We start from the raw sequence: 20712 nt of genomic DNA, 5'->3' as shown, positions 1-20712 counted from the left end.
AAACGCTACAAAAACCATATTTAAAATCTGTCGTTTTACTTCAAAAATAGAGAGAGATACAGATGAATAGGACCGAAAAATGGATGAAAAAATACAACAACTCACCAATGAACAACTCCTTGATGTCATCGTATTAGTTGAAGAAAATAAAATTATTCAAGCCATTCAATACATCGCCACACATACCGCTTTTCAATACGATGATGCACAAGAGATCGTGACTGAACTCACGAAGCGGCATGATGCTGCACTAAAAAGCATGTATCGCCATAAACGACATCAACAACAACGCATATCAACCGCTGAATTAAGACACCGCAGCTCCCTTGTGTCTGAAGGACAGAGCTTTACACAACAACAGCCACAAAGCCCGCATAGCACAGCAGTGAATAACCTCGATGCAATACAAGACCTACAAGCGCTTCATACAAAAAATCACAACCTTTGGATCGTCTTGGCTGTGGTCATTTTGGTTTTAAGCTTTATTTTTTATTGGTTCTAAACCCAACTTAAATCAGTTCAATAATATCGATGGTCGGTGGTACGCGAAAACGAAACGGCACACCCACCATACCTGTTCCAACCGTGACAAACACATCCGCATGTTCATGTCGGTACAAGCCTTTTTTGTGTCCTAATATAGATACTTTTTTCATTACATAGTCTGTGAGCCATGGCAGTTCAACTTGACCACCATGGGTATGACCCGAAAGCATTAAAGGACGGCTGGGTAAAGCGGGTATCATATCGACCGTGTCTGGATTGTGCGATAAGATGACCCATGGTTTGTCCTGCGGTAAATGCGGCATAAAACGCATATCCGCCTTACCTGCCCACAAATCTCCGACTCCAATCAAACGAAACTCTTCAAATTCAACAATCTGACCTTCAATATCAATCACATTATTCACCTTCAAAGCATGTCTTAACAAATTTTGAATCGGCGGACCAGGATACTGCTCATCATGATTACCATTGACCGAATAGACAGGGGCATTAATTTCTTGTAACACCTCTAATTCTTCTGCCAGTGTATTTTCAGGTTCATACGTCCAGTCCCCTGCAACCACCACCAAATCAGGTTTTTGTTCATTCAGTCGTTTGACGATGGTTTTCAGTTGTCGCTCATGCCCTGAAAATAGACCAATATGTAGATCGGCAATTAAGGCAATACGAACGGGTTTGAGTAATTTATAATCTTCTTGGATTTGATATTGAGTAGTTTTGACATGTACAAAATGCGGTTCAATGAAACGTGCATAACACAGCACACCACTAACCAAAAACACAAAAATAGCTTCATGCCATGAATAATAGCCCTGAAAACCGGCATATAAGCTAAAGAAAAACAAAGGAATGAGTAAATAAGAGAGATAAAAAGCCAACAAATGCACAAAGGCTTTAAACGGATGAATAGTCTCCGTATTGGTTTGACTGATCCATGCCTGATACACCGCCCACCCCGCAAGTAAGGCCATCGCAATATAAAAATAGAACACGACGGAGTGTATATTCATCATAGACTTTTACTCACAAACTGTTCATCAAGAACACATAATCTTCTGTTTATCTTTTCACAGCTCAGAATTATACTCAAACCAAATTTATAGACTTTATGACGATGGAAAAACCTCACGGCTTAGCGAAACAAACTTTATTCCGCTCATCTGCGACTCAGCAAGGTGCCAAACTGTTGTTGCTGAGCTGTATGGTTTTGACTGTCCCAGCGTGTAATACCTTACCCAAACAAATCCCACAGACGCCTGTCTATGCTTTTGATCTACCGACAGATCAAACCAGTTTAGGCAAAATCGTTCTGCCTTTACGTGAACAAAATCCAGGCCTTACAGGTTTCCATGTTCTCTATAATCCACTCGAAGCATTGGCCGCGCGTATCCATCTTATTGATAAGGCAGAAAAAACCTTAGATCTACAATACTATATTTGGGACAACGATCGTATTGGTTCTTTAGCGCTTTATTCTATTTTGAAAGCCGCTGATCGCGGGGTGAAGGTTCGATTACTAATCGATGATAACAATGCCAAGAAAATGGAAGGCATTTATTTGGCGCTCGATCAGCACGCCAATATTGACATCAAACTGTATAACCCCTACCGCTTCCGTCACTATCGTGCGATGGATATGGTCTTAAATCTAAAACGCATCAACCGCCGGATGCACAACAAAAGCTTCATTGCCGATAATCAAATTTCGTTGATTGGTGGGCGTAACATGAGCAATCAATATTATAACGTCAGCGACAGTTATCAGTTTTCAGATGTTGATGTGATGTTGGTCGGCTCTGCCTCAGATGAAATTGTGCATTCCTTCGATGAATACTGGAATGACGATTATGCCTTTCCAGTGCGTCAAATTGTCAACGCTAACCATTACAGCTTGCGTTATGAAGGTTTAAAAACCCAGTTAGAGCAGCACTATCAGGAAGTGACCGTCCAAAATTATTTGGATCTAGCCAATCGTTCGCAAGCCTTTGAACACTGGTTAAATGATAGTATCCAATTCGATTGGGTCAAAGCCGAAGTGGTGAAGGACTCACCGAGTAAAATCAAATCACGGGCAAAAAAAGAAGAACATTTAAACTTCCAGTTGCAAACCCATTTAGAAAAGCCAATGGAAAGCATCGACATTATTTCAGCCTATTTTGTACCTGAGCGTAAAGGCAAAAAACATCTGGCTAACCTAGCACAGAGTGACATTCAAGTCCGCGTATTGACCAACTCATTTAAAGCCAATGATGTACCGTTGGTGCATGCTTTCTATGGAAAATATCGTGAAGACTTGCTGGAAAGTGGTGTTCAACTCTATGAGTTTTTAGCCACGCCTGCGGCCGAAGCCCTAAACGAAAACAATGAAGAAATTTCCAAAAAAGCCAAAGTCAGCATCAAAGGATTAAGCCGCTCGAGTCTGCATGCCAAACTCATGGCCATTGATGAGAAACAGGTTTTTATTGGTTCATTTAATTTTGATCCCCGCTCTGCCAACTTAAATACAGAAATTGGGGTTTTACTGAACAGTCCACCGCTGGCTAAAGCGGTACACTACACCATGGACCAAAACCTCAGTAAATATGCCTATAAGCTGGTCCTAGATGCAAACAAAAACATTAACTGGCAAATCAAACAAGCTGATGGCTCTACCAAAACCTATACTACTGAACCCAAAATGAATTGGTTTAAACGCGCTGGTCTCAAAGTCGTTTCTTGGCTACCGATTGAAGGCTTTATGTAAGCCTTCAAGCTTGTTGCATGTTAGGTTGGGACTTCAAAACTTTGTGATGTAAATCAGCCAAACCTTGCACCATTTTTTGTTGGACCAGTGCCGTTAAACTCTCAACCGTATGTCCTGCTGTACAAATGGCTGGGAGCGCAACTAAATGTGCCGTGACTTGTGGCATTTCTAGTACTTTTTTAACATGCTCGGCAAAACTAATATTACCGATAAACGGAGAGACTTGGTCAAGTCCGCCCTGTTGATTCACATAGCAAATCAAACAAATTTGCACATCACGCTGGGCCTCAATTGCTGCGCCTAATATACGTCCATGAACCTTTTTCACTTTAGAACCATCGGTCGTGGTCGCTTCCGGGAAAAACAACACAGGAATATCTTGTTTTAAAAACGCTGTAATTTGCTCTCGAATTTTGATGGAATCGCCTGAACCACGTTGAATAAACAAAGTTCCACCACTTTTTGCCAGCTTGCCAAACACAGGCCATTTTTCAATTTCAGCCTTGGCCAAAAAGAAAACTCGTGCGCCTGAACCTAAAACCGCGACATCTAACCACGAAATATGATTGCTGACCCAAAGTGCAGGCTTACGTGGAATATCCCCGTGGACATGCACATCAATGTTAAAAACCTTGCACAGTCGACGACAGAAATACTGCACGTAACGGGTATTTTGTGGATTGTTAATGTCTTTATACAAGCCATGTCGATAGACCAAATAAAACCCTTCGGACACGGCGCCAAGCCCTGAAGCCAGCTTTTTACCATACAGAAAAAGCTTAGAGACACCTTTTATTGATGTTGTTTTTATTTCAGTATTCGATTGCATAGACGGTTCACTTGGCACAGCTTCATTCAACATTTAATCATTGATTTCGGCTCATTCTATACTGATCTTGAGCAACTTGCATTGATCATAAAAACCGAAGGCCCAGATGATTATTTTCAATTTTAATCGCTTAAACAAATTAATTAAAATAAATCAATCGAAATACTAAAACATGGTGTGTATATGAACGACCACGTAAATCCTCCAGCTCCGCCGTTAAATCCTGTTCAGGCACTGAAATTTATTATAGGGCTCAGTATTTTATACTTTGGCACCTTACTGCTTTTGGTTCACTTATTTCGCTCAATGTAAGGCAACGGCATAACTATTTCGCTCAATCTCAGCAAATTCATCTACACTAGAGTTTTCAATGTGAGATCGAATTTAGTGGAATATTTTGAGCAGAAGCAAGGTGGCGAAAAAACCATTTTAGTCAGTGTTGCCATCCATATTCTGGAAGACCTTGATGCAGAAGAATTTCGTTTGCTTGCTAAGTCGGCAGGTGCAGAAATTCTGGAGCATGTTCACGCTCAAAGATTCAAACCCGATGCTAAATATTTCATTGGTTCAGGCAAAGCAGAGGAAATTGCTGCTCGCGTTGAGGAGCTTGAAGCCACGCTGGTGATTATTGACCATGCCCTAACACCCAGTCAGGAACGTAACCTGAGTCGTATTATTAAGTGCCGGGTCATTGACCGTACACGCCTTATTTTGGATATCTTTGCACAACGTGCCCGTACCCATGAAGGTAAACTTCAAGTCGAATTGGCTCAATTGGATCACTTGTCTTCTCGACTGGTCGGTACAGGCATTAGCCTCGATAGCCAAAAAGGCGGGATTGGACTCCGTGGTCCAGGTGAAACGCAACTCGAAACTGACCGTCGTTTACTCCGTGTCCGTGTTGGACAACTTAAAGATAAATTAGAAAAAGTCCGTCAGACCCGTATCCAAGGCCGTGCTGCACGTCAAAAAGCCGCGATTCCAACCGTTTCTTTGGTTGGTTATACCAATGCGGGCAAATCGACCCTGTTTAACACCCTAGCCAAATCTGATGTTTATGCCGCAGATCAGTTATTTGCAACCTTAGATCCAACCTTAAGACGTTTGGAATGGGATGGTATTGGCCCACTGGTCCTAGCCGATACGGTTGGTTTTGTGCGGAATCTCGCGCATGCTTTAGTGGAATCGTTTAAAGCGACGCTAGAGGAAACATTAGAAGCCAGTTTGCTGTTGCATGTGATTGACTCGAGCAGTCCAGACCATATGGAACAAATTGAAGCCGTTGAAAAAGTGCTCAAAGAAATTGGCGCAGATATTCCAATCCTACGGGTGTATAACAAGATCGATCAAAGTGGCGAACAAGCCAAAATCATTTACGCTGAACCCAATGTACCTGAGCGTGTCTATGTCTCAGCACATACAGGCGAAGGATTTAATCTACTACGCCAAGCGGTCCAAGAGTGCTTGATGGGCCAAATTCAAAATTTTGACGTCCTACTCAAACCAGCCTATGGCAAATTGCGTAATCAACTGTACGCCCTAAATGTGATTCAATCTGAAAATTATGATGATGAGGGCAACCTACACCTACAAGTGTATATTGCGCCACATAAACTTGAACAATTGATCAAACAAGCACATTTACCGATTGATGAAATTTTAGGTTTGAAAGCAAAACAATTTCATCGTGAACTCGAAGAATTTGAAATCAAAAGCTAAATCGGTTAAAACGTGATAAGTAAAATGTTAATGACAGAACAAAATGGAATGGATAAAAACTGTTGATTGGAAAGCATGGATCGGCACGGTTGCCCTGATCATCATCTTTCGTGAGGCGGCTGTGTGGATCACTGGACGTTTTGGACATCCTGAACTGGGCAATTTAATTGGACTGATTAGTTTATTAATCGTCCTTTTGGGTTGGAGAAAATTTCATAAAATTCCAGCACGTTTGGTGGATACCAACAATAAAATCATGAAAGAAAGTGCCTTTGCTTTTCTACCTATCAGTGCAGGCTCCCTGTTAATGATGACGCATTTAGGCAGTGAAATCCCAATGTTTTTGGTGGTGCTGTTTGTCAGCACACTAATTCCACTGTGGGTTTACGCAAAAATGTCTAAGAAATGGCTTTAGGAGTGTGCACATGATTCCCATTATTTTCGGTTTTTTCCTAACCCTCGTTGCCTACTTACTGGCAAAGCCACTCAACAAAAAACTGCCACAAATTCCAGTGATTGTTTTTGGCATGTGCTTTGTGATTGCCCTGCTGTTGTTGTTAAACATTCCGTATGAGCAATATATGGCACAGGTAAATCCAGTGTTTAACCATCTGCTCGGTTATGTCACAGTCGCATTGGCTATTCCATTGGCTGCCATGCGCTATGACGACCTCCCCCTCAAAGCCGTGGTGGGCATTTTGGTCTTTGCCAGTATCAGTGCGGTCGGACTGCCGATGGGCCTGGCTTATCTATTACATTTGTCTGACCCTACCATTATGGCATTTGCCACACGCGCAGTCACAACGCCTATCGCAATTAACATTGCAACACTGCTACAAGCCCCTGTGAGTCTGGCCATTTTAATCGTGATTTTATCCGGTGTGATTGGTGCTGCATTTTCACCACTGATCCTCAAACACATTAATGACGAACGAGCATCGGGCTTAGCGCTAGGTCTTGCAGCTCATGCCATCGGTACAGCTCAAGCATGGCAACGGGGAAGTATTGCTGGACGTTACGCAGCCTTTGGAATGGCTGTCAATGCGGTATTTACAGCAATCTGGTTACCTTTGTTTATTCTATACTTGCAAAAAATGTGATATGTTCCTCACATAAACAATTGTATTGTTTAAAAAATCGACTTAAGATGAGTTTGTCGTTGATTAAATGATAAAAGGATTTTGTTCATGAGCAAATTGACACTTGCAATCGCATTCGCTACAACCGTTATGGGTAGTACAGCTTTCGCTGAAGATATTAGCGGCACTTGGAAAAATATTGATGACAAAACTGGGTCGTCAAAAGCCATCCTTGATATTCGCCAAGAATCAAATGGGACATATACCGCTAAGATCGTTAAAGTAACGCCTCGTCCGGGTTATACACCAAAAGAAACTTGTATTAATTGCCCTGCGCCGTATACCAATAAGCCTATTTTAGGCATGGATGTGATGAAAGGTTTGAAACACAGCGGTGATACCAATTACACGGGTGGAAAAATCATTGATCCACTGTCTGGTAATATTTATAGTTGTAAAGCAAAACTCAGTTCGAATGGCAAACGCTTAACCTTGCGAGGATACGTGGGCATATCGGCTCTAGGTCGCAGCCAAACTTGGATTCGAGAATAATCTAGGTTCTTATTACTGAACAGGCCTGGTCTACGCAATCACTTGATCGATTCATTTTAGATTTTGTAGACCACTACTGAGTCACTTATACATTGCTCCAAACTTAGTCTGATTGTTTCAAATTCAATGAATAAAAGTGTTTCAGCTAAGCGTGTATGATTTTTCATTTTTTAAAGGCAACTGCCTAATTCATATCTAAACACAAAACAGTTTGCCTTGTGCAAACTGTTTATTTTTCTGTGTCTTGGATATCTTTTTGTGAAACTATAGAGAACCTTATATGAAAAGTAAGTTTTTTATCGCGGGATTAACATTGTCCATGCTTTGCGGGGGAGCATTTGCACAGGACTTAACAGGGACATGGCAACAAATTGATGATAAATCAGGTTCACCAAAAGCCATTATCGAAATTCGTAAAGAATCGAATAATACTTACACTGGAAAAATTGTAAAAATTACACCACGCCCAGGTTATACGCCAAAAGAAACTTGTGTGAATTGCCCTACGCCATATACCAATAAACCAATTTTGGGTATGGACATTATTAAAGGCTTAAAACATGTCGACGGCACCAATAACTATGAAAAAGGTCGTGTGATTGATCCGCTGTCTGGCAAACTTTATGATGCGAAAATGAAACTGAATGCCACAGGAAAGCGTCTTTCGCTACGTGCTTACATCGGTGTTTCTGCTTTAGGTCGTAACCAAACCTGGTTAAGAATCGACTAAGAATAAAAAAGCCACGAAGTTCGTGGCTTTTTTAATGCATGTGCTATTGAACTGGATTATCAACGGCAAATAAGGTCTCATCTTCTAGACGATAAGCCATTAATTGATGTCCCCAAACACAACCGCCATCTACATTTTGAATCGAGTCCGAAATGGTTTTACCTTGTAAAGCTGCCCAGTGACCAAACACAACTTTATGGGTTTGTGCCGCTTGCGAAGCAAATTCAAACCATGGTTTGAAGCCTTCAGGCATCGGGTCGTTGAGCGAGTCTTTAAAACTAAACTCCAAACGCCCAGCACTATCGGTTAAACGCATACGAGTCAAATAATTTACGATACAACGTAAACGCGCATGCCCCGTCAGTTCATCCGACCATAAGGTGGGCTCTTTGCCATACATTTCTTTTAAAAAGGCATCGACAACATCAAAATCATCTGCTGCAATGACCGCCTCAACTTCTGCGGCTAAAGCAGCAGTTTGTTCTGCTGTCCAATTGGTTGGAATGCCTGCATGCGTCAGAACCGTGGTTGCGTTCGGAAACACACACAAGGGTTGTTTCCGTAGCCAATCAATCAAATCATCACTATCAATCGCATCAATCACATCACGAATGTTATCTTTGTCTTTGATTGCTTTAATGCCACGTGCAGCCGCCAGCAAAGTTAAATCATGATTGCCTAAAACTGTTGCAGCCGCATTACGCTCTACTAATTTTTTAATAAAGCGTAAAGCACCCAATGAGTTTTCACCACGGGCAACCAAATCCCCTGCAAACCAAATAAAATCTTGGTCAGGATCAAACTGTATGGTCTTTAACAAAGCTTTTAGTGCTTCAAAACAACCCTGCACATCACCAATGACATAATTGTATCGAATCTCTGCACCTGCCATCTTAAGCCACCATTTGATCTGCTAATGCCACAAATTGAGCCAGTGTTAAAGTCTCTGGACGCGCCATCGGATCAACACCTGCTTGTTCAAAACCATCTTCAACCAACATGCCTTTTAAGCTATTACGCAAAGTTTTACGACGCTGAGTAAAGACATGCGAGACCAAACGTGCCAAGGCTTTTTCATTTTTTGCCACAATCGGCTTAACCGCATACGGCTCTAAACGGAACACCGCAGAAGTCACTTTGGGTGGTGGGTTAAATGAACCCGGTGGCACTTCAAACAAGAACGTCGGTTTACAGAAATACTGAATCATCACCGACAAACGACCATACTCTTTGCTATTTGGAGAAGCCGTAATACGATCAACCACTTCTTTTTGTAGCATAAAGTGCATGTCTTTAACTTTGTCACCAAACTCCAAAAGGTGAAACAAAAGTGGCGTTGAGATGTTATACGGCAAATTACCCACAACCCGTAAAGGACGACCATCTTCAAATAAATTGGTGAAGTCGTACTTCAGTGCATCGGTTTCAATAATGGTTAAACGTTCAGGATGTGGCACACGCCCCGGCAAACCTGCCGCCAAATCACGGTCTAATTCGACCACCGTAAGTGCGTCACACTCACCAATCAACGGAGAAGTTAAGGCTGCCAAACCCGGCCCAATTTCCACAATGTTATCACCTGAACGTGGTGCAACTGAACGTACAATCTTGGCAATCACACGTTGGTCATGTAAGAAGTTTTGCCCAAAACGCTTCCGCGTATGGTGCCCTTCATCTTTAGGGTTTAAGGCATTAATTTGATACATAAAATTTTCCAACGTGAGTTAGTCACTGAACATTAGTGACGAGCTAATTCTAACGCTAAATCAACAGCGACCTGTAAGCTTGAGCTTTTCGCAAGACCTGTGCCTGCGAGGGAGAGAGCTGTGCCATGATCAACTGAGGTACGAATAAACGGTAAGCCCAAAGTAATATTAATGGCTTCACCAAACCCTTGCGATTTTAACACAGGTAAGCCCTGATCGTGATACATCGCCAAAACAGCATCGGCATCTTTTAAGTTTTCTGGGGTGAATAAGGTATCGGCAGGTAGGCTCAGACTCATATTTATGCCTTGAGCACGGTAGCTTTCCAGCACAGGGTTAATCACCTCAATTTCTTCCATGCCCAAATAACCATCCTCCCCAGCATGTGGATTTAGGCCACACACTAAAATGTGGGGATGCTCTTTTTTAAATTTGCTTTTTAAGTCCTGAGTTAAAATATCAATGACTTGATGCAATCGCTCTTTGGTAATCGCATCGGGTACTGCTCTTAATGGCAAATGTGTAGTAGCCAGCGCGACACGCAAGGTCTTGGTTGCGAGCATCATCACCACACATTCAACCCCAGCAAACTCTTGGTAGTATTCGGTATGTCCACTAAAGTGAATCCCAGCATCATTGATGACTGACTTTTGTACAGGAGCAGTTGCAACACCTACACTTTTACCGGACATAGCATAATCGGCCGAACGTCGTAGCTGCTCTAAGACATAAGGCGCATTTTCAGGATTGAGCTCACCCATTACAACAGCTTTGCTTAAAGGCACATGCTCAACATAAAGTTGACCCTGAGTTGATGATGCTTCTTGCCCTGAATATTCAATCAGTTCAATGTCCAATCCCAAACATGCTGCACGTGTACGTAGCAAGTTCATATCACCAAGGACCACGATCGGACGCTCATCTATACGAGCAGCAAGGCTTAAACAAATATCTGGACCAATCCCAGCAGGTTCACCACTGGTGACATATAAAGGCAGCATGATCAACTCAAATAAAATGCGTTTTGACTATTATACAACGTCTCACCCAGTATCTCCGCATTCACCGTACTCAACTTGAACCTATTCTTTTATATTTAAATCCTCACTTATCCTGTTTTCACATTCCATCAACTTTCAAAGAAAAAAATAAAGCCTCAAACACATCAAACATGAGCAAAGAAATTGCGAGTCGTAACTGCTGCACTGTCCGTTAATTTAAAATGGTTCTATGGTGATAATCCTGCATTTCATTCAGTGAAGTCATAAAGTTCAATATCGCTGTTCCCCATTTTTTTAAAGTTTGAACTCTTTTGTGGTTTTTTAAAAAGAATAAACTTTGATCTCTTCCTTTATGTAGGGAAATACCTTAAAATACGGCTCTTGAAATTTTATATTTTCATTTGTGATTCTGAGCAACTTCGTTTAGAATCGCGTCTCCTTTTGTTTGGACAGATTCCATAGTCCAAACCAACTATAATAGGTAGTGGTTTAATGAAAACTCTCAGCGCTAAGCCTGCTGAAGTTCAACACGACTGGTACGTTGTTGATGCTTCTGGCAAAACTTTAGGTCGCCTTGCGACTGAAATCGCTCGTCGTCTACGTGGTAAGCACAAGACTTCTTATACTCCTCACGTTGACACTGGCGATTATATCGTTGTAATCAATGCTGAAGAAATTCAAGTGACTGGTAAAAAAGCGCTTGATAAAAAATACTATCGCCACACTGGCTTCCCTGGTGGTATCCGTGAGACTAACTTTGAAAAGTTAATCGCTCACAAACCTGAAGCAGTTTTAGAAAAAGCTGTTAAAGGTATGTTACCAAAAGGTCCTCTTGGTTATGCAATGATCAAGAAAATGAAAGTGTATGCAGGTACAGAGCATCCACACGCTGCTCAACAGCCACAAGTTTTGGACATCTAAGGGATACAGCACATGGCTACTAATTATGGTACAGGTCGCCGTAAGACCGCAACTGCACGTGTTTTCTTGTCAGCTGGTACAGGCAAGCTCGTAATTAACAACCGTACTCTTGAGCAATACTTCGGTCGTGAAACTGCTCGTATGGTTGTTCGTCAACCTTTAGAGCTTCTTGAAGTTACTGAAAAGTATGACCTTTACATCACTGTTGCTGGTGGTGGTATCGGTGGTCAAGCTGGCGCTATCCGTCACGGTATTACTCGTGCGTTGATCGCTTCTGACGAAACACTTAAACCTGCTCTTCGTCAAGCTGGTTTCGTTACTCGTGATGCTCGTGAAGTTGAACGTAAGAAACTTGGTTTACGTAAAGCTCGTAAACGTCCTCAATTCTCTAAACGTTAATTCGTTTACCGAATCGGACAAAAAAGCCTTGGTTTATCCAAGGCTTTTTTATACGTGATTTTCAAGTTTTAAGTCTATGCTTCTGGCTTTATTCGCACTACATCCCTGTAGTTACATATTCCAGCTTATTTTGAAAATTGATGATCTTTGGGAAGTGGTGCATTACATGGCTCGTCGGTTTTCTCATCGACCATTTTCACAGGCCCATCATTATAAACAGTGACCTTACAGCCTTTTACTGTATATTCTTGCTGAATGCCGCCATACATCTCATCCTCAGATACAGAAGTAGCAACATCACAGGCTTCATCGGCAATACAAGCTGCATATTCAGCAGTCTGCTGCGCTACATCTACCTGTTCGGCTGCATCTTGATTTTGAGCATAACTACTTGAGATGGAAGTCATTAGTATAATAACTGCAATCGATTGGGTGATTCTGAGCCTAAGCTGCATAGTTCTATCCTTATTTTTCATTTATTCCAAGTTGTTCGATTGTATAAGCATATTAAAGTTAAGATGATTTTATTGGCTATTTTTAGTATTCTAACCGATTCACTTCACCTAGTTTCTTGAAATATGTCTGTCGAAACTACTCCGCTTCAAGGAATTACGCTGTATAGCCATGCAGATGATTTTCGCTCCCACTGGATTCGTTATGTACTTGCAGAGAAGCAAATCAAATACCATCTGGTTTTAAGTGATGCAGATGATGAAGATCTCGCCAGCTTAAACCCTTATAATCAACTGCCCATGTTGATTGAAAATGATTTAAAACTATTTAATGCCAATATCATCTCTGAGTATTTAGACGATCGTTATCGTCAAAACAAGCTCTATGCCGACGCGCCTATGCCTCGCGCGGAACAGCGTCAGTACATTTGGCGCTTTGAACAAGATTGGTTAAAACTTGCCGATATGATGTTACGCCATCCGGATACACTTGATGAACAAGCAAAACTGAAAGCACAAAAAAAACTGAAAGATACACTCATTTCCTTAACACCATTGTTCCAGCATTTCCCCTATTTCATGTCGGAAAGCTTTAGTATTTTAGATTGCATGCTTGCGCCTATCTTTCTACGCTTAAACAGCATGGGCGTGCATTTACCGAAACAGCAATGCCGCCCAATCTATTTATATTGTCAACGTATTTTTAGTCGTCCTGCATTTTTAAAGTCTTTAACTTTGCAGGAGAAAAACCATTATCAATCTGAATTTAAACAGCCGTAGAGAACATTATGTCTGATCAAGAATTAAACCTTACGCCGACTCGTCCATATTTAGCTCGCGCCATTTATGAATGGATTTGTGATAACCAACTGACACCGCATTTATTGGTCGATGCAACCCAGCCCAATACTCTCGTTCCTGAACAGTTTATTCAAGATGGCCAAATTGTCTTAAACATCGTCCCTCATGCCGTACATGCGCTACATATGAGCAACGATGCGATTACCTTCTCTGCACGTTTTGGTGGCGTATCTCGTGATATTTATGTCCCATTTAATGCTGTGATAGGCATTTATGCCCGTGAAAATGGACAGGGCTTGTTCTTCGATCCAAGTGAGTATGACAATCATACCCAAAGTGAGCAAAATGCTTTAAAATCAGACAATGAAGAAAAAACTGAACCCGCTAAGAAAAAACCAAGTTTAAGGTTATTAGATTAATAAAATGGAGTAATTATATGGCTTTTGATTTAGTACAATATTTTGCAGAGCAGATTAAAATTCAAAAGCCTGAGCTTCTGAGTCAATATTCAGATGAGGAGCGACTTCAATATCTGTCTGAGGCCAACACCCTCTCCCTTGGAAAACTCATCACTTTGATGCGTCAAGATGGCACCAAGCTCTATCAAGAGATTCAAACTCAGGATCATCTCTATATTCAAGAACTTGCAAGGCATCTCACCACGTCTCCGCAAAATGAATCACAGTTAGCGAAGGCAGACTTAGAACATAGCTTGACTACAATGTTGGGTCTTCAGTTTGCTGAACTCAAACAACTTGATGTCACGGGAAACTTTGGCGAACATGGAATTCGTGAGCTGCTTGTCGGTCAAATCGAGCACCTCTCTGGTCTGGCTGATGACTGGGTTTGGACAACAAGTGAGCTAACAGAACTGATTGGCTCTAAACCAAAGCCTGAAGAAGAGCTATCATTAGAAGAGACGATGAAGGAGTTTAATCAAATGGTAAATCAACACGCAACTGACCACTCAGATCAGCTACACACACAGGTAGTAGAGCAAAATCCAACGCCAACATGGGCAAAACTGATTGAGCCTGCTGTGGCTATTGTTATTTTATGGGGACTTTATTGCGCAGCAAGTCAAATGTTTGTCTAATTCCCAAGGGATGCACTCATTTTGCGCATCCCTTTATTTTTTAATGAAAAATAATTATATATCTCATCTTTAAAAATCAAAAAAATCGATTTCTTTTTTTGCTTTTATTTGTCCAAATGATAAAATTTACATTTTGTTGCAATAGCAAATAAATTAAACACTTTTTCAAATAACAATAAGCTTTCTCACACTCCTTTTCTAAATACGCAAACTTAATCACAGAATCTATAGCAAAAACTGACTAAAAGCCTCGGGTTTAATCGTACATTTATTCATCTTTTTTTTGTTACATTTATTTATATTAATAATTTTTTCACGCCGTCCATATAATTAAATCGAATTGTGAAACAACAAGTTAAAAGGATTTCAAAACTCATAAAATTAAAGAGAAAAACTATGGCTAAAGTGTCATTGGAAGCATTAGCAAATATCGATGGATTCTATGCAGCAGCATTGGTCGATGGGGAAAGCGGTTTGGCCCTAGCAACTCAAGGCGGTGGAAGCATCGATTTAGAACTCGCGGCTGCAGGTAATACTGAAGTCGTTCGCTCAAAACGACGTGTTGCACAAGCATTGAACTTGAATGACACCATCGAAGATATTTTAATTACACTAGGTAAGCAGTATCACCTTATTCGTCCTTTTGGGAAAGGGGTTGTATGCGTTGTCCTCTTCAACCTAATTAAATTAAAGAAACACTATGAATAAGCAATATATTAATATTGCGATTACTGGCCTGAGTTCAAACCATTCTGACGAACTTAAAACACAGCTACGTAATCTCATTCCTCAAGAGTATCAAATTAACTGGAGCTCCGCTGCTGACCCAACTATTGATCGTTTATTTATCCATGAAAGTTTTTATGAAACCGAAGGATCCAAAAGATCATTCGAAGTCGTCAGTTCCCATGGCTAAAAATTTCTAAGCAAACCCATAACGAAAACCGACTCCACGAAAACACAATTTCTTTACCAATTACACATCTTGAAAGCTTCTCGAATTGGATTATTCAACATCTACTGCCCCCCTCTTTTGACAATCAACAAATCCTTCCTATCGAAACTCAGAATAAAAAAACACACTACAAATTAGAATATTTCAGCAAAATGCTGGATACCGAACGCAACTCAAAGCTACATCTTTTTGATACTTTGGGCACCATTGCCATTATTGATATTCAGAAAAATATCGCTTGGCTCAATACAGAACGAGAACAAGCCTTTACAGATTCTGGTTTTGATTATGACATTGCCAGCACCAGCAACTTCATGAAAGTCTCACGCAAGCAACCCCATATACTTAGCGACTGGTTATGGCAGTTTTTTTGGGATTCACCCATATTTTTGAAAAAAATTGCACCTGAAGATGGACATTTTAAGATCCATATGTGGCCTAAGCCAGCAAGTAATGTGGACAGGAAAACCATTTTTCAACTTTCCAGCTGCTTTATTCAAGGTGGTAAAATTTCAAAAATTGCAACGCAGTTGAATCTCCCTATTGAAACTGTGCAGCGCTTTATTGCAGCCAATATCGCGACCCATAATCTCTCAAAAATCAATATTTGGGATAAACACTTTAACCCACCAGAAATGCCTCAAGTTACAGAAGAAGCAGGATTAATTAAAAGCTTTTTTGGAAAACTAAGAAAAAAACTAGGCATATAGGATAATAATATGATTTTACAACGCTTTAAAATTGTTTTTGCTGGTGGTATGGGCGCGGGTAAGACAGAGGCGATTCGATCACTCTCAGAGATTCCTGTACTGCAAACGGAGGCTTTCAACACAGATGCACAGCGCCATACCAAATTGGAAACTACAGTTGGTATTGATTATGGTGAAATCACGCTTGATGAAAACCTGACCATTGGGCTATATGGTACACCTGGGCAAAGCCGCTTCGACTTTATTTGGTCTGCCATTACTAAAGGTGCTATTGGTGCTGTAATTTTGATTGACCATCATTCAGATAACCCTATTCAAGAATTAGAAAGTTATCTGGAAACCTTTCAAAACTTTACCGACAATATTGCGATCGGCATTACACATACCGATCTTCTTTCTGAGTCAACCAAATCAACCACTATCTATAAAGACTGGTTATTACAAAATGATCTCTTTTCTCCACTCTTCTTTATCGATGCAAGGAAGAAAGATGACGTTTTGTTATTATTAGAAGCGCTCATTACATCCATTGAGATCAACTCAAATATTGCCAATTAACCCTTAACGAGGTTCTATATGTTTACTTTAGCGCAAAGCCGCTCAGCACCAAAAGAGTTAATTGATTTTGCTAAGAATGAAATTCAAGATGTTCTCATGAATGTCCGCAGCGTCAATTATGTCATGCTGTGTAGCACAGATGGCTTCGATTTAGCACATGTTTATAAAAGAGATGGTTATAACAGTACTAAACTTGCGGCAGTTAGTAGCTCGATTTTAGCTATGGTTGCTGCTTTTATGAATGAAATTCATCTCGAAGGTTGTCAGTCGATTACTTTGGATGCGGACAATGGTAAAGCCATTTTAACCTCGATTCCTTTGTATACCCTAAAAAATGCAAGTAACAAAATTATGCAATACTGATATTTCTGATAAATGGTAGATATTTCACATAATTTTAATTTATATAAATGCATTTTTTTATAATTTAACACGCATTCTCCGCTCTATTCTTTTTATTTTTAATCTTTTCAGCATAAAAAAATCCCCCTCAGCGCTTAGCGGAGGGGGATTTAGAATTAATGAGCTGGCGATGACTTACTCTCACATGGATAACTCCACACTACCATCAGCGCTAAGAGGTTTCACTTCTGAGTTCGGGAAGGGATCAGGTGGTTCACTCTTGCTATTGTCGCCAGCACAACTGTTTATGACTATTCGTTGGGTCTAACCTCAGAGCAGTGCTCTTCGTGCCTAACTTTCATCAAATGAGTTATTAACAGGTATATTTGAGTTGATTTTAACATAAAGCATAGCTTTATGTCTTGCGCTCGGACAAACATAATTAATGTTTGTTTATTCCTCGCTCATGTATCTAGCTTTATAACTAAATCAAGTTGTTTGCAGTGATTTGAACCACAACACCAACTGTTTGGGTGTTGTATAGTCAAGCCTCACGAGCAATTAGTATTGGTCAGCTTCACATATCACTATGCTTCCACATCCAACCTATCAACGTCGTAGTCTTCAACGGCTCTTTAGAGGACATAAAGTCCTAGGGAAATCTTATCTTGAGGTAGGCTTCCCGCTTAGATGCTTTCAGCGGTTATCCCTTCCGAACATAGCTACCCGGCGATGCGACTGGCGTCACAACCGGTACACCAGAGGTTCGTCCACTCTGGTCCTCTCGTACTAGGAGCAGATCCTCTCAAATTTCCAACGCCCACGGTAGATAGGGACCGAACTGTCTCACGACGTTCTAAACCCAGCTCGCGTACCTCTTTAAATGGCGAACAGCCATACCCTTGGGACCTGCTTCAGCCCCAGGATGAGATGAGCCGACATCGAGGTGCCAAACACCGCCGTCGATATGAACTCTTGGGCGGTATCAGCCTGTTATCCCCAGAGTACCTTTTATCCGTTGAGCGATGGCCCTTCCATACAGAACCACCGGATCACTAAGACCTACTTTCGTACCTGCTCGACTTGTGGGTCTCGCAGTTAAGCGCGCTTTTGCCTTTATACTCTACGCGTGATTTCCGACCACGCTGAGCGCACCTTCGTACTCCTCCGTTACTCTTTAGGAGGAGACCGCCCCAGTCAAACTACCCACCAGACATGGTCCTCGCTCCAGATAATGGAGCAGAGTTAGAACCTCAATATTACCAGGGTGGTATTTCAAGATTGGCTCCACCGAAACTAGCGTCTCGGTTTCAAAGCCTCCCACCTATCCTACACAAGTAAGATCAAAGTTCAATGTCAAGCTGCAGTAAAGGTTCACGGGGTCTTTCCGTCTAGCCGCGGGTACACCGCATCTTCACGGCGAATTCGATTTCACTGAGTCTCTGCTGGAGACAGCGCCCCCATCATTATGCCATTCGTGCAGGTCGGAACTTACCCGACAAGGAATTTCGCTACCTTAGGACCGTTATAGTTACGGCCGCCGTTTACTGGGGCTTCGATCAAGAGCTTCGCTTACGCTAACCCCATCAATTAACCTTCCAGCACCGGGCAGGCATCACACCCTATACGTCCACTTTCGTGTTTGCAGAGTGCTATGTTTTTAATAAACAGTTGCAGGGGCCTGGTTTCTGTGGCTGCCAATAGCTCAAGGAGTAAATCCTATCACCGTCGGCAGCGTACCTTCTCCCGAAGTTACGGTACCATTTTGCCTAGTTCCTTCAGCAGAGTTCTCTCAAGCGCTTTGGTCTACTCGACCTGACCACCTGTGTCGGTTTCGGGTACGATTCCTATGTAACTGAAGCTTAGAGACTTTTCCTGGAAGCATGGTATCAGCCACTTCACTGTACAAGTACAGCTTGCTATCAGTTCTCAGCATAGAGTACCCCGGATTTGCCTAAGATACATGCCTACAACCTTCCACCTGGACAACCAACGCCAGGCTGACTTAACCTTCTCCGTCCTCTCATCGCATTACATAGAAGTATTGGAATATTAACCAATTTCCCATCGACTACGCCTCTCGGCCTCGCCTTAGGGGTCGACTCACCCAGCCCCGATTAACGTTGGACTGGAACCCTTGGTCTTTCAGCGTGCGAGTTTTTCACTCGCATTGTCGTTACTCACGTCAGCATTCGCACTTCTGATACCTCCAGCATACTTCTCAATACACCTTCATCGGCTTACAGAACGCTCCCCTACCACTTACACTTACGTGTAAATCCGCAGCTTCGGCATATAGTTTTAGCCCCGTTACATCTTCCGCGCAGGCCGACTCGACTAGTGAGCTATTACGCTTTCTTTAAAGGGTGGCTGCTTCTAAGCCAACCTCCTAGCTGTCTATGCCTTCCCACATCGTTTCCCACTTAACTATAATTTTGGGGCCTTAGCTGGCGGTCTGGATTGTTTTCCTCTTGACTACGGACGTTAGCACCCGCAGTCTGTCTCCCGGATAGTACTCATTGGTATTCGGAGTTTGCATCGGTTTGGTAAGTCGGGATGACCCCCTAGCCGAAACAGTGCTCTACCCCCAATGGTATTCGTCCGAGGCGCTACCTAAATAGCTTTCGGGGAGAACCAGCTATCACCGAGTTTGATTAGCCTTTCACCCCTATCCACAAGTCATCCCCTGGCTTTTCAACGACAGTGGGTTCGGTCCTCCAGTTAGTGTTACCCAACCTTCAACCTGCTCATGGATAGATCACCCGGTTTCGGGTCTACACCCAGCAACTAAACGCCCTATTAAGACTCGATTTCTCTACGGCTCCCCTATTCGGTTAACCTCGCTACTGAATGTAAGTCGCTGACCCATTATACAAAAGGTACGCAGTCACCGAACAAGTCGGCTCCCACTGCTTGTATGCATGCGGTTTCAGGATCTATTTCACTCCCCTCACAGGGGTTCTTTTCGCCTTTCCCTCACGGTACTGGTTCACTATCGGTCAGTCAGGAGTATTTAGCCTTGGAGGATGGTCCCCCCATATTCAGACAAGGTTTCACGTGCCCCGCCCTACTCGACATCATCATATAAGCCCTTTCGTGTACAGGACTATCACCCACTATGGTTGCACTTCCCAGAGCATTCCACTAGAACTTATATGACTTAATGGGCTTTTCCCCGTTCGCTCGCCGCTACTGAGGGAATCTCAATTGATTTCTTTTCCTAAGGGTACTGAGATGTTTCACTTCCCCTCGTTCGCCTCGTATGACTATGTATTCATCATACGATACCTGCCTTATGACAGGTGGGTTTCCCCATTCAGAAATCTCCGGATCACAGGATATTTGCCGCCTCCCCGGAGCTTATCGCAGGCTATTACGTCTTTCATCGCCTCTGACTGCCAAGGCATCCACCACATGCACTTAATTACTTGACTATACAACCCCAAACAGTCGTTAATCCCTACAAGTAGGATTAAGACAGTCTATGATGATTTCTCATCACTTCCTTACAGTTTGTTGTTCTGTGTACTTAAACACTGTACAGCTTCAATTCAATTCACATACCAAAACGCTTGATTCAGTTAATTTCGCTAGTAACTCATTTCTTTAATC

At 42.0% G+C, this 20712-nt stretch carries 23 protein-coding genes and 2 rRNA genes; 17 read left to right on the top strand and 8 right to left on the bottom strand.

The window, feature by feature from the left end; genetic code table 11:
* Nucleotides 1-79 precede the first annotated feature (79 nt).
* Complete coding sequence (locus AC5EUN_RS02410; protein WP_010327454.1) at nucleotides 80-502, top strand: hypothetical protein; 423 nt, start codon at nucleotides 80-82, stop codon at nucleotides 500-502.
* Nucleotides 503-509: 7 nt separating this feature from the next.
* Here AC5EUN_RS02410 and AC5EUN_RS02405 read toward each other — a convergent pair whose 3' ends face one another.
* Nucleotides 510-1520, bottom strand: a complete 1011-nt coding sequence (locus AC5EUN_RS02405) for a metallophosphoesterase (protein ID WP_010327455.1) — start codon at nucleotides 1518-1520, stop codon at nucleotides 510-512.
* Between the two features lie 101 nt (nucleotides 1521-1621).
* Here AC5EUN_RS02405 and AC5EUN_RS02400 point away from each other — a divergent pair, with 101 nt between their 5' ends.
* Nucleotides 1622-3250 carry a phospholipase D family protein gene (locus tag AC5EUN_RS02400; RefSeq protein WP_010327456.1) on the top strand — a complete coding sequence of 543 codons (1629 nt, stop codon included), beginning with the start codon at nucleotides 1622-1624 and terminating at the stop codon, nucleotides 3248-3250.
* Between the two features lie 4 nt (nucleotides 3251-3254).
* Here the strand turns inward: AC5EUN_RS02400 and AC5EUN_RS02395 are convergent, their stop codons facing one another.
* Nucleotides 3255-4079, bottom strand: a complete 825-nt coding sequence (locus tag AC5EUN_RS02395) for a lysophospholipid acyltransferase family protein (protein WP_029575103.1) — start codon at nucleotides 4077-4079, stop codon at nucleotides 3255-3257.
* A gap of 387 nt (nucleotides 4080-4466) precedes the next feature.
* Here AC5EUN_RS02395 and hflX point away from each other — a divergent pair, with 387 nt between their 5' ends.
* The 5 genes from hflX to AC5EUN_RS02370 all read left to right on the top strand — a co-directional run bounded on the left by hflX (nucleotide 4467) and on the right by AC5EUN_RS02370 (nucleotide 8159).
* The gene (hflX, locus tag AC5EUN_RS02390; RefSeq protein ID WP_058951672.1) at nucleotides 4467-5798 is read left to right on the top strand and encodes a ribosome rescue GTPase HflX; all 1332 of its coding nucleotides are present in this window, start codon (nucleotides 4467-4469) and stop codon (nucleotides 5796-5798) included.
* Between the two features lie 43 nt (nucleotides 5799-5841).
* Nucleotides 5842-6213 (top strand): hypothetical protein, encoded by a 372-nt coding sequence (locus AC5EUN_RS02385; protein WP_004695106.1) that lies wholly within the window; start codon nucleotides 5842-5844, stop codon nucleotides 6211-6213.
* 10 nt (nucleotides 6214-6223) lie between these two features.
* Nucleotides 6224-6898, top strand: coding sequence for an LrgB family protein (locus AC5EUN_RS02380; RefSeq protein WP_004695104.1), 675 nt, complete (start codon nucleotides 6224-6226; stop codon nucleotides 6896-6898).
* Nucleotides 6899-6985: 87 nt separating this feature from the next.
* Nucleotides 6986-7429 (top strand): DUF2147 domain-containing protein, encoded by a 444-nt coding sequence (locus AC5EUN_RS02375; RefSeq protein WP_010327459.1) that lies wholly within the window; start codon nucleotides 6986-6988, stop codon nucleotides 7427-7429.
* Between the two features lie 280 nt (nucleotides 7430-7709).
* A complete protein-coding gene (locus tag AC5EUN_RS02370) occupies nucleotides 7710-8159 on the top strand; it encodes a DUF2147 domain-containing protein (RefSeq protein ID WP_004695101.1) in 450 nt (149 codons plus the stop codon).
* Between the two features lie 43 nt (nucleotides 8160-8202).
* On the opposite strand, the gene AC5EUN_RS02365 is transcribed toward AC5EUN_RS02370, so the two are convergent.
* The 3 genes from AC5EUN_RS02365 to pdxA are packed head-to-tail and all read right to left on the bottom strand — an operon-like array spanning nucleotide 8203 to nucleotide 10866.
* On the bottom strand, nucleotides 8203-9051 hold the full coding sequence (locus AC5EUN_RS02365; RefSeq protein ID WP_004695099.1) for a symmetrical bis(5'-nucleosyl)-tetraphosphatase: 849 nt from the start codon (nucleotides 9049-9051) through the stop codon (nucleotides 8203-8205).
* A gap of 1 nt (nucleotide 9052) precedes the next feature.
* The gene (gene rsmA / locus AC5EUN_RS02360) at nucleotides 9053-9865 is read right to left on the bottom strand and encodes a 16S rRNA (adenine(1518)-N(6)/adenine(1519)-N(6))-dimethyltransferase RsmA (protein ID WP_004695098.1); all 813 of its coding nucleotides are present in this window, start codon (nucleotides 9863-9865) and stop codon (nucleotides 9053-9055) included.
* Between the two features lie 32 nt (nucleotides 9866-9897).
* Nucleotides 9898-10866, bottom strand: a complete 969-nt coding sequence (gene pdxA, locus AC5EUN_RS02355; protein ID WP_010327460.1) for a 4-hydroxythreonine-4-phosphate dehydrogenase PdxA — start codon at nucleotides 10864-10866, stop codon at nucleotides 9898-9900.
* Nucleotides 10867-11358: 492 nt separating this feature from the next.
* On the opposite strand from pdxA, the gene rplM reads away from it, so the two are divergent.
* Nucleotides 11359-11787, top strand: a complete 429-nt coding sequence (rplM, locus tag AC5EUN_RS02350) for a 50S ribosomal protein L13 (RefSeq protein ID WP_004695096.1) — start codon at nucleotides 11359-11361, stop codon at nucleotides 11785-11787.
* 12 nt (nucleotides 11788-11799) lie between these two features.
* A complete protein-coding gene (rpsI, locus tag AC5EUN_RS02345; protein WP_004695095.1) occupies nucleotides 11800-12186 on the top strand; it encodes a 30S ribosomal protein S9 in 387 nt (128 codons plus the stop codon).
* A 125-nt stretch (nucleotides 12187-12311) separates the two neighbouring features.
* Here the strand turns inward: rpsI and AC5EUN_RS02340 are convergent, their stop codons facing one another.
* Complete coding sequence (locus AC5EUN_RS02340) at nucleotides 12312-12641, bottom strand: hypothetical protein (protein WP_029575104.1); 330 nt, start codon at nucleotides 12639-12641, stop codon at nucleotides 12312-12314.
* Nucleotides 12642-12764: 123 nt separating this feature from the next.
* Between AC5EUN_RS02340 and AC5EUN_RS02335 the strand changes: the two genes are divergently transcribed.
* From AC5EUN_RS02335 to AC5EUN_RS02300, 8 genes are all read left to right on the top strand, one after another.
* Nucleotides 12765-13418 (top strand): glutathione S-transferase N-terminal domain-containing protein, encoded by a 654-nt coding sequence (locus AC5EUN_RS02335; protein ID WP_004695093.1) that lies wholly within the window; start codon nucleotides 12765-12767, stop codon nucleotides 13416-13418.
* Between the two features lie 8 nt (nucleotides 13419-13426).
* Nucleotides 13427-13858: a ClpXP protease specificity-enhancing factor gene (locus tag AC5EUN_RS02330; RefSeq protein ID WP_010327462.1), complete on the top strand. Its 432-nt coding sequence runs from the start codon at nucleotides 13427-13429 to the stop codon at nucleotides 13856-13858.
* 17 nt (nucleotides 13859-13875) lie between these two features.
* Nucleotides 13876-14535 carry a hypothetical protein gene (locus tag AC5EUN_RS02325; RefSeq protein WP_010327463.1) on the top strand — a complete coding sequence of 220 codons (660 nt, stop codon included), beginning with the start codon at nucleotides 13876-13878 and terminating at the stop codon, nucleotides 14533-14535.
* Nucleotides 14536-14931: 396 nt separating this feature from the next.
* Complete coding sequence (locus tag AC5EUN_RS02320) at nucleotides 14932-15243, top strand: roadblock/LC7 domain-containing protein (RefSeq protein WP_010327464.1); 312 nt, start codon at nucleotides 14932-14934, stop codon at nucleotides 15241-15243.
* A complete protein-coding gene (locus tag AC5EUN_RS02315; RefSeq protein WP_224216478.1) occupies nucleotides 15236-15451 on the top strand; it encodes a hypothetical protein in 216 nt (71 codons plus the stop codon). Before AC5EUN_RS02320 ends, AC5EUN_RS02315 begins: the two co-directional genes overlap by 8 nt.
* A gap of 191 nt (nucleotides 15452-15642) precedes the next feature.
* Nucleotides 15643-16200 carry a hypothetical protein gene (locus tag AC5EUN_RS02310; RefSeq protein ID WP_228127582.1) on the top strand — a complete coding sequence of 186 codons (558 nt, stop codon included), beginning with the start codon at nucleotides 15643-15645 and terminating at the stop codon, nucleotides 16198-16200.
* Between the two features lie 9 nt (nucleotides 16201-16209).
* Complete coding sequence (locus AC5EUN_RS02305) at nucleotides 16210-16758, top strand: GTP-binding protein (RefSeq protein ID WP_004695077.1); 549 nt, start codon at nucleotides 16210-16212, stop codon at nucleotides 16756-16758.
* 18 nt (nucleotides 16759-16776) lie between these two features.
* On the top strand, nucleotides 16777-17121 hold the full coding sequence (locus tag AC5EUN_RS02300) for a roadblock/LC7 domain-containing protein (protein WP_010327465.1): 345 nt from the start codon (nucleotides 16777-16779) through the stop codon (nucleotides 17119-17121).
* A 161-nt stretch (nucleotides 17122-17282) separates the two neighbouring features.
* Here AC5EUN_RS02300 and rrf read toward each other — a convergent pair.
* Together rrf and AC5EUN_RS02290 are read right to left on the bottom strand one after the other, a co-directional pair.
* Nucleotides 17283-17397, bottom strand: a 5S ribosomal RNA gene (gene rrf, locus AC5EUN_RS02295).
* 243 nt (nucleotides 17398-17640) lie between these two features.
* Nucleotides 17641-20534 (bottom strand): 23S ribosomal RNA (locus tag AC5EUN_RS02290).
* Nucleotides 20535-20712: the final 178 nt, after the last annotated feature.

The sequence above is a fragment of the Acinetobacter sp. CAU_H_S170_2 genome, from assembly GCF_058890445.1.
The sequence above is the reverse complement of the archived record's forward strand: the minus strand, read 5'-3'. Positions and strand labels throughout refer to the sequence as shown.

What these genes read in the sequence shown, in the direction of transcription:
- AC5EUN_RS02410 (WP_010327454.1), top strand. Translation starts at nt 80, where the DNA reads ATGGATGAAAAAATACAACAACTCACCAATGAACAACTCCTTGATGTC.
- AC5EUN_RS02405 (WP_010327455.1), bottom strand. Translation starts at nt 1,520, where the DNA reads ATGATGAATATACACTCCGTCGTGTTCTATTTTTATATTGCGATGGCC.
- AC5EUN_RS02400 (WP_010327456.1), top strand. Translation starts at nt 1,622, where the DNA reads ATGGAAAAACCTCACGGCTTAGCGAAACAAACTTTATTCCGCTCATCT.
- AC5EUN_RS02395 (WP_029575103.1), bottom strand. Translation starts at nt 4,079, where the DNA reads ATGCAATCGAATACTGAAATAAAAACAACATCAATAAAAGGTGTCTCT.
- AC5EUN_RS02385 (WP_004695106.1), top strand. Translation starts at nt 5,842, where the DNA reads ATGGAATGGATAAAAACTGTTGATTGGAAAGCATGGATCGGCACGGTT.
- AC5EUN_RS02380 (WP_004695104.1), top strand. Translation starts at nt 6,224, where the DNA reads ATGATTCCCATTATTTTCGGTTTTTTCCTAACCCTCGTTGCCTACTTA.
- AC5EUN_RS02375 (WP_010327459.1), top strand. Translation starts at nt 6,986, where the DNA reads ATGAGCAAATTGACACTTGCAATCGCATTCGCTACAACCGTTATGGGT.
- AC5EUN_RS02370 (WP_004695101.1), top strand. Translation starts at nt 7,710, where the DNA reads ATGAAAAGTAAGTTTTTTATCGCGGGATTAACATTGTCCATGCTTTGC.
- AC5EUN_RS02365 (WP_004695099.1), bottom strand. Translation starts at nt 9,051, where the DNA reads ATGGCAGGTGCAGAGATTCGATACAATTATGTCATTGGTGATGTGCAG.
- rsmA (WP_004695098.1), bottom strand. Translation starts at nt 9,865, where the DNA reads ATGTATCAAATTAATGCCTTAAACCCTAAAGATGAAGGGCACCATACG.
- pdxA (WP_010327460.1), bottom strand. Translation starts at nt 10,866, where the DNA reads ATGCTGCCTTTATATGTCACCAGTGGTGAACCTGCTGGGATTGGTCCA.
- rplM (WP_004695096.1), top strand. Translation starts at nt 11,359, where the DNA reads ATGAAAACTCTCAGCGCTAAGCCTGCTGAAGTTCAACACGACTGGTAC.
- rpsI (WP_004695095.1), top strand. Translation starts at nt 11,800, where the DNA reads ATGGCTACTAATTATGGTACAGGTCGCCGTAAGACCGCAACTGCACGT.
- AC5EUN_RS02340 (WP_029575104.1), bottom strand. Translation starts at nt 12,641, where the DNA reads ATGCAGCTTAGGCTCAGAATCACCCAATCGATTGCAGTTATTATACTA.
- AC5EUN_RS02335 (WP_004695093.1), top strand. Translation starts at nt 12,765, where the DNA reads ATGTCTGTCGAAACTACTCCGCTTCAAGGAATTACGCTGTATAGCCAT.
- AC5EUN_RS02330 (WP_010327462.1), top strand. Translation starts at nt 13,427, where the DNA reads ATGTCTGATCAAGAATTAAACCTTACGCCGACTCGTCCATATTTAGCT.
- AC5EUN_RS02325 (WP_010327463.1), top strand. Translation starts at nt 13,876, where the DNA reads ATGGCTTTTGATTTAGTACAATATTTTGCAGAGCAGATTAAAATTCAA.
- AC5EUN_RS02320 (WP_010327464.1), top strand. Translation starts at nt 14,932, where the DNA reads ATGGCTAAAGTGTCATTGGAAGCATTAGCAAATATCGATGGATTCTAT.
- AC5EUN_RS02315 (WP_224216478.1), top strand. Translation starts at nt 15,236, where the DNA reads ATGAATAAGCAATATATTAATATTGCGATTACTGGCCTGAGTTCAAAC.
- AC5EUN_RS02310 (WP_228127582.1), top strand. Translation starts at nt 15,643, where the DNA reads ATGCTGGATACCGAACGCAACTCAAAGCTACATCTTTTTGATACTTTG.
- AC5EUN_RS02305 (WP_004695077.1), top strand. Translation starts at nt 16,210, where the DNA reads ATGATTTTACAACGCTTTAAAATTGTTTTTGCTGGTGGTATGGGCGCG.
- AC5EUN_RS02300 (WP_010327465.1), top strand. Translation starts at nt 16,777, where the DNA reads ATGTTTACTTTAGCGCAAAGCCGCTCAGCACCAAAAGAGTTAATTGAT.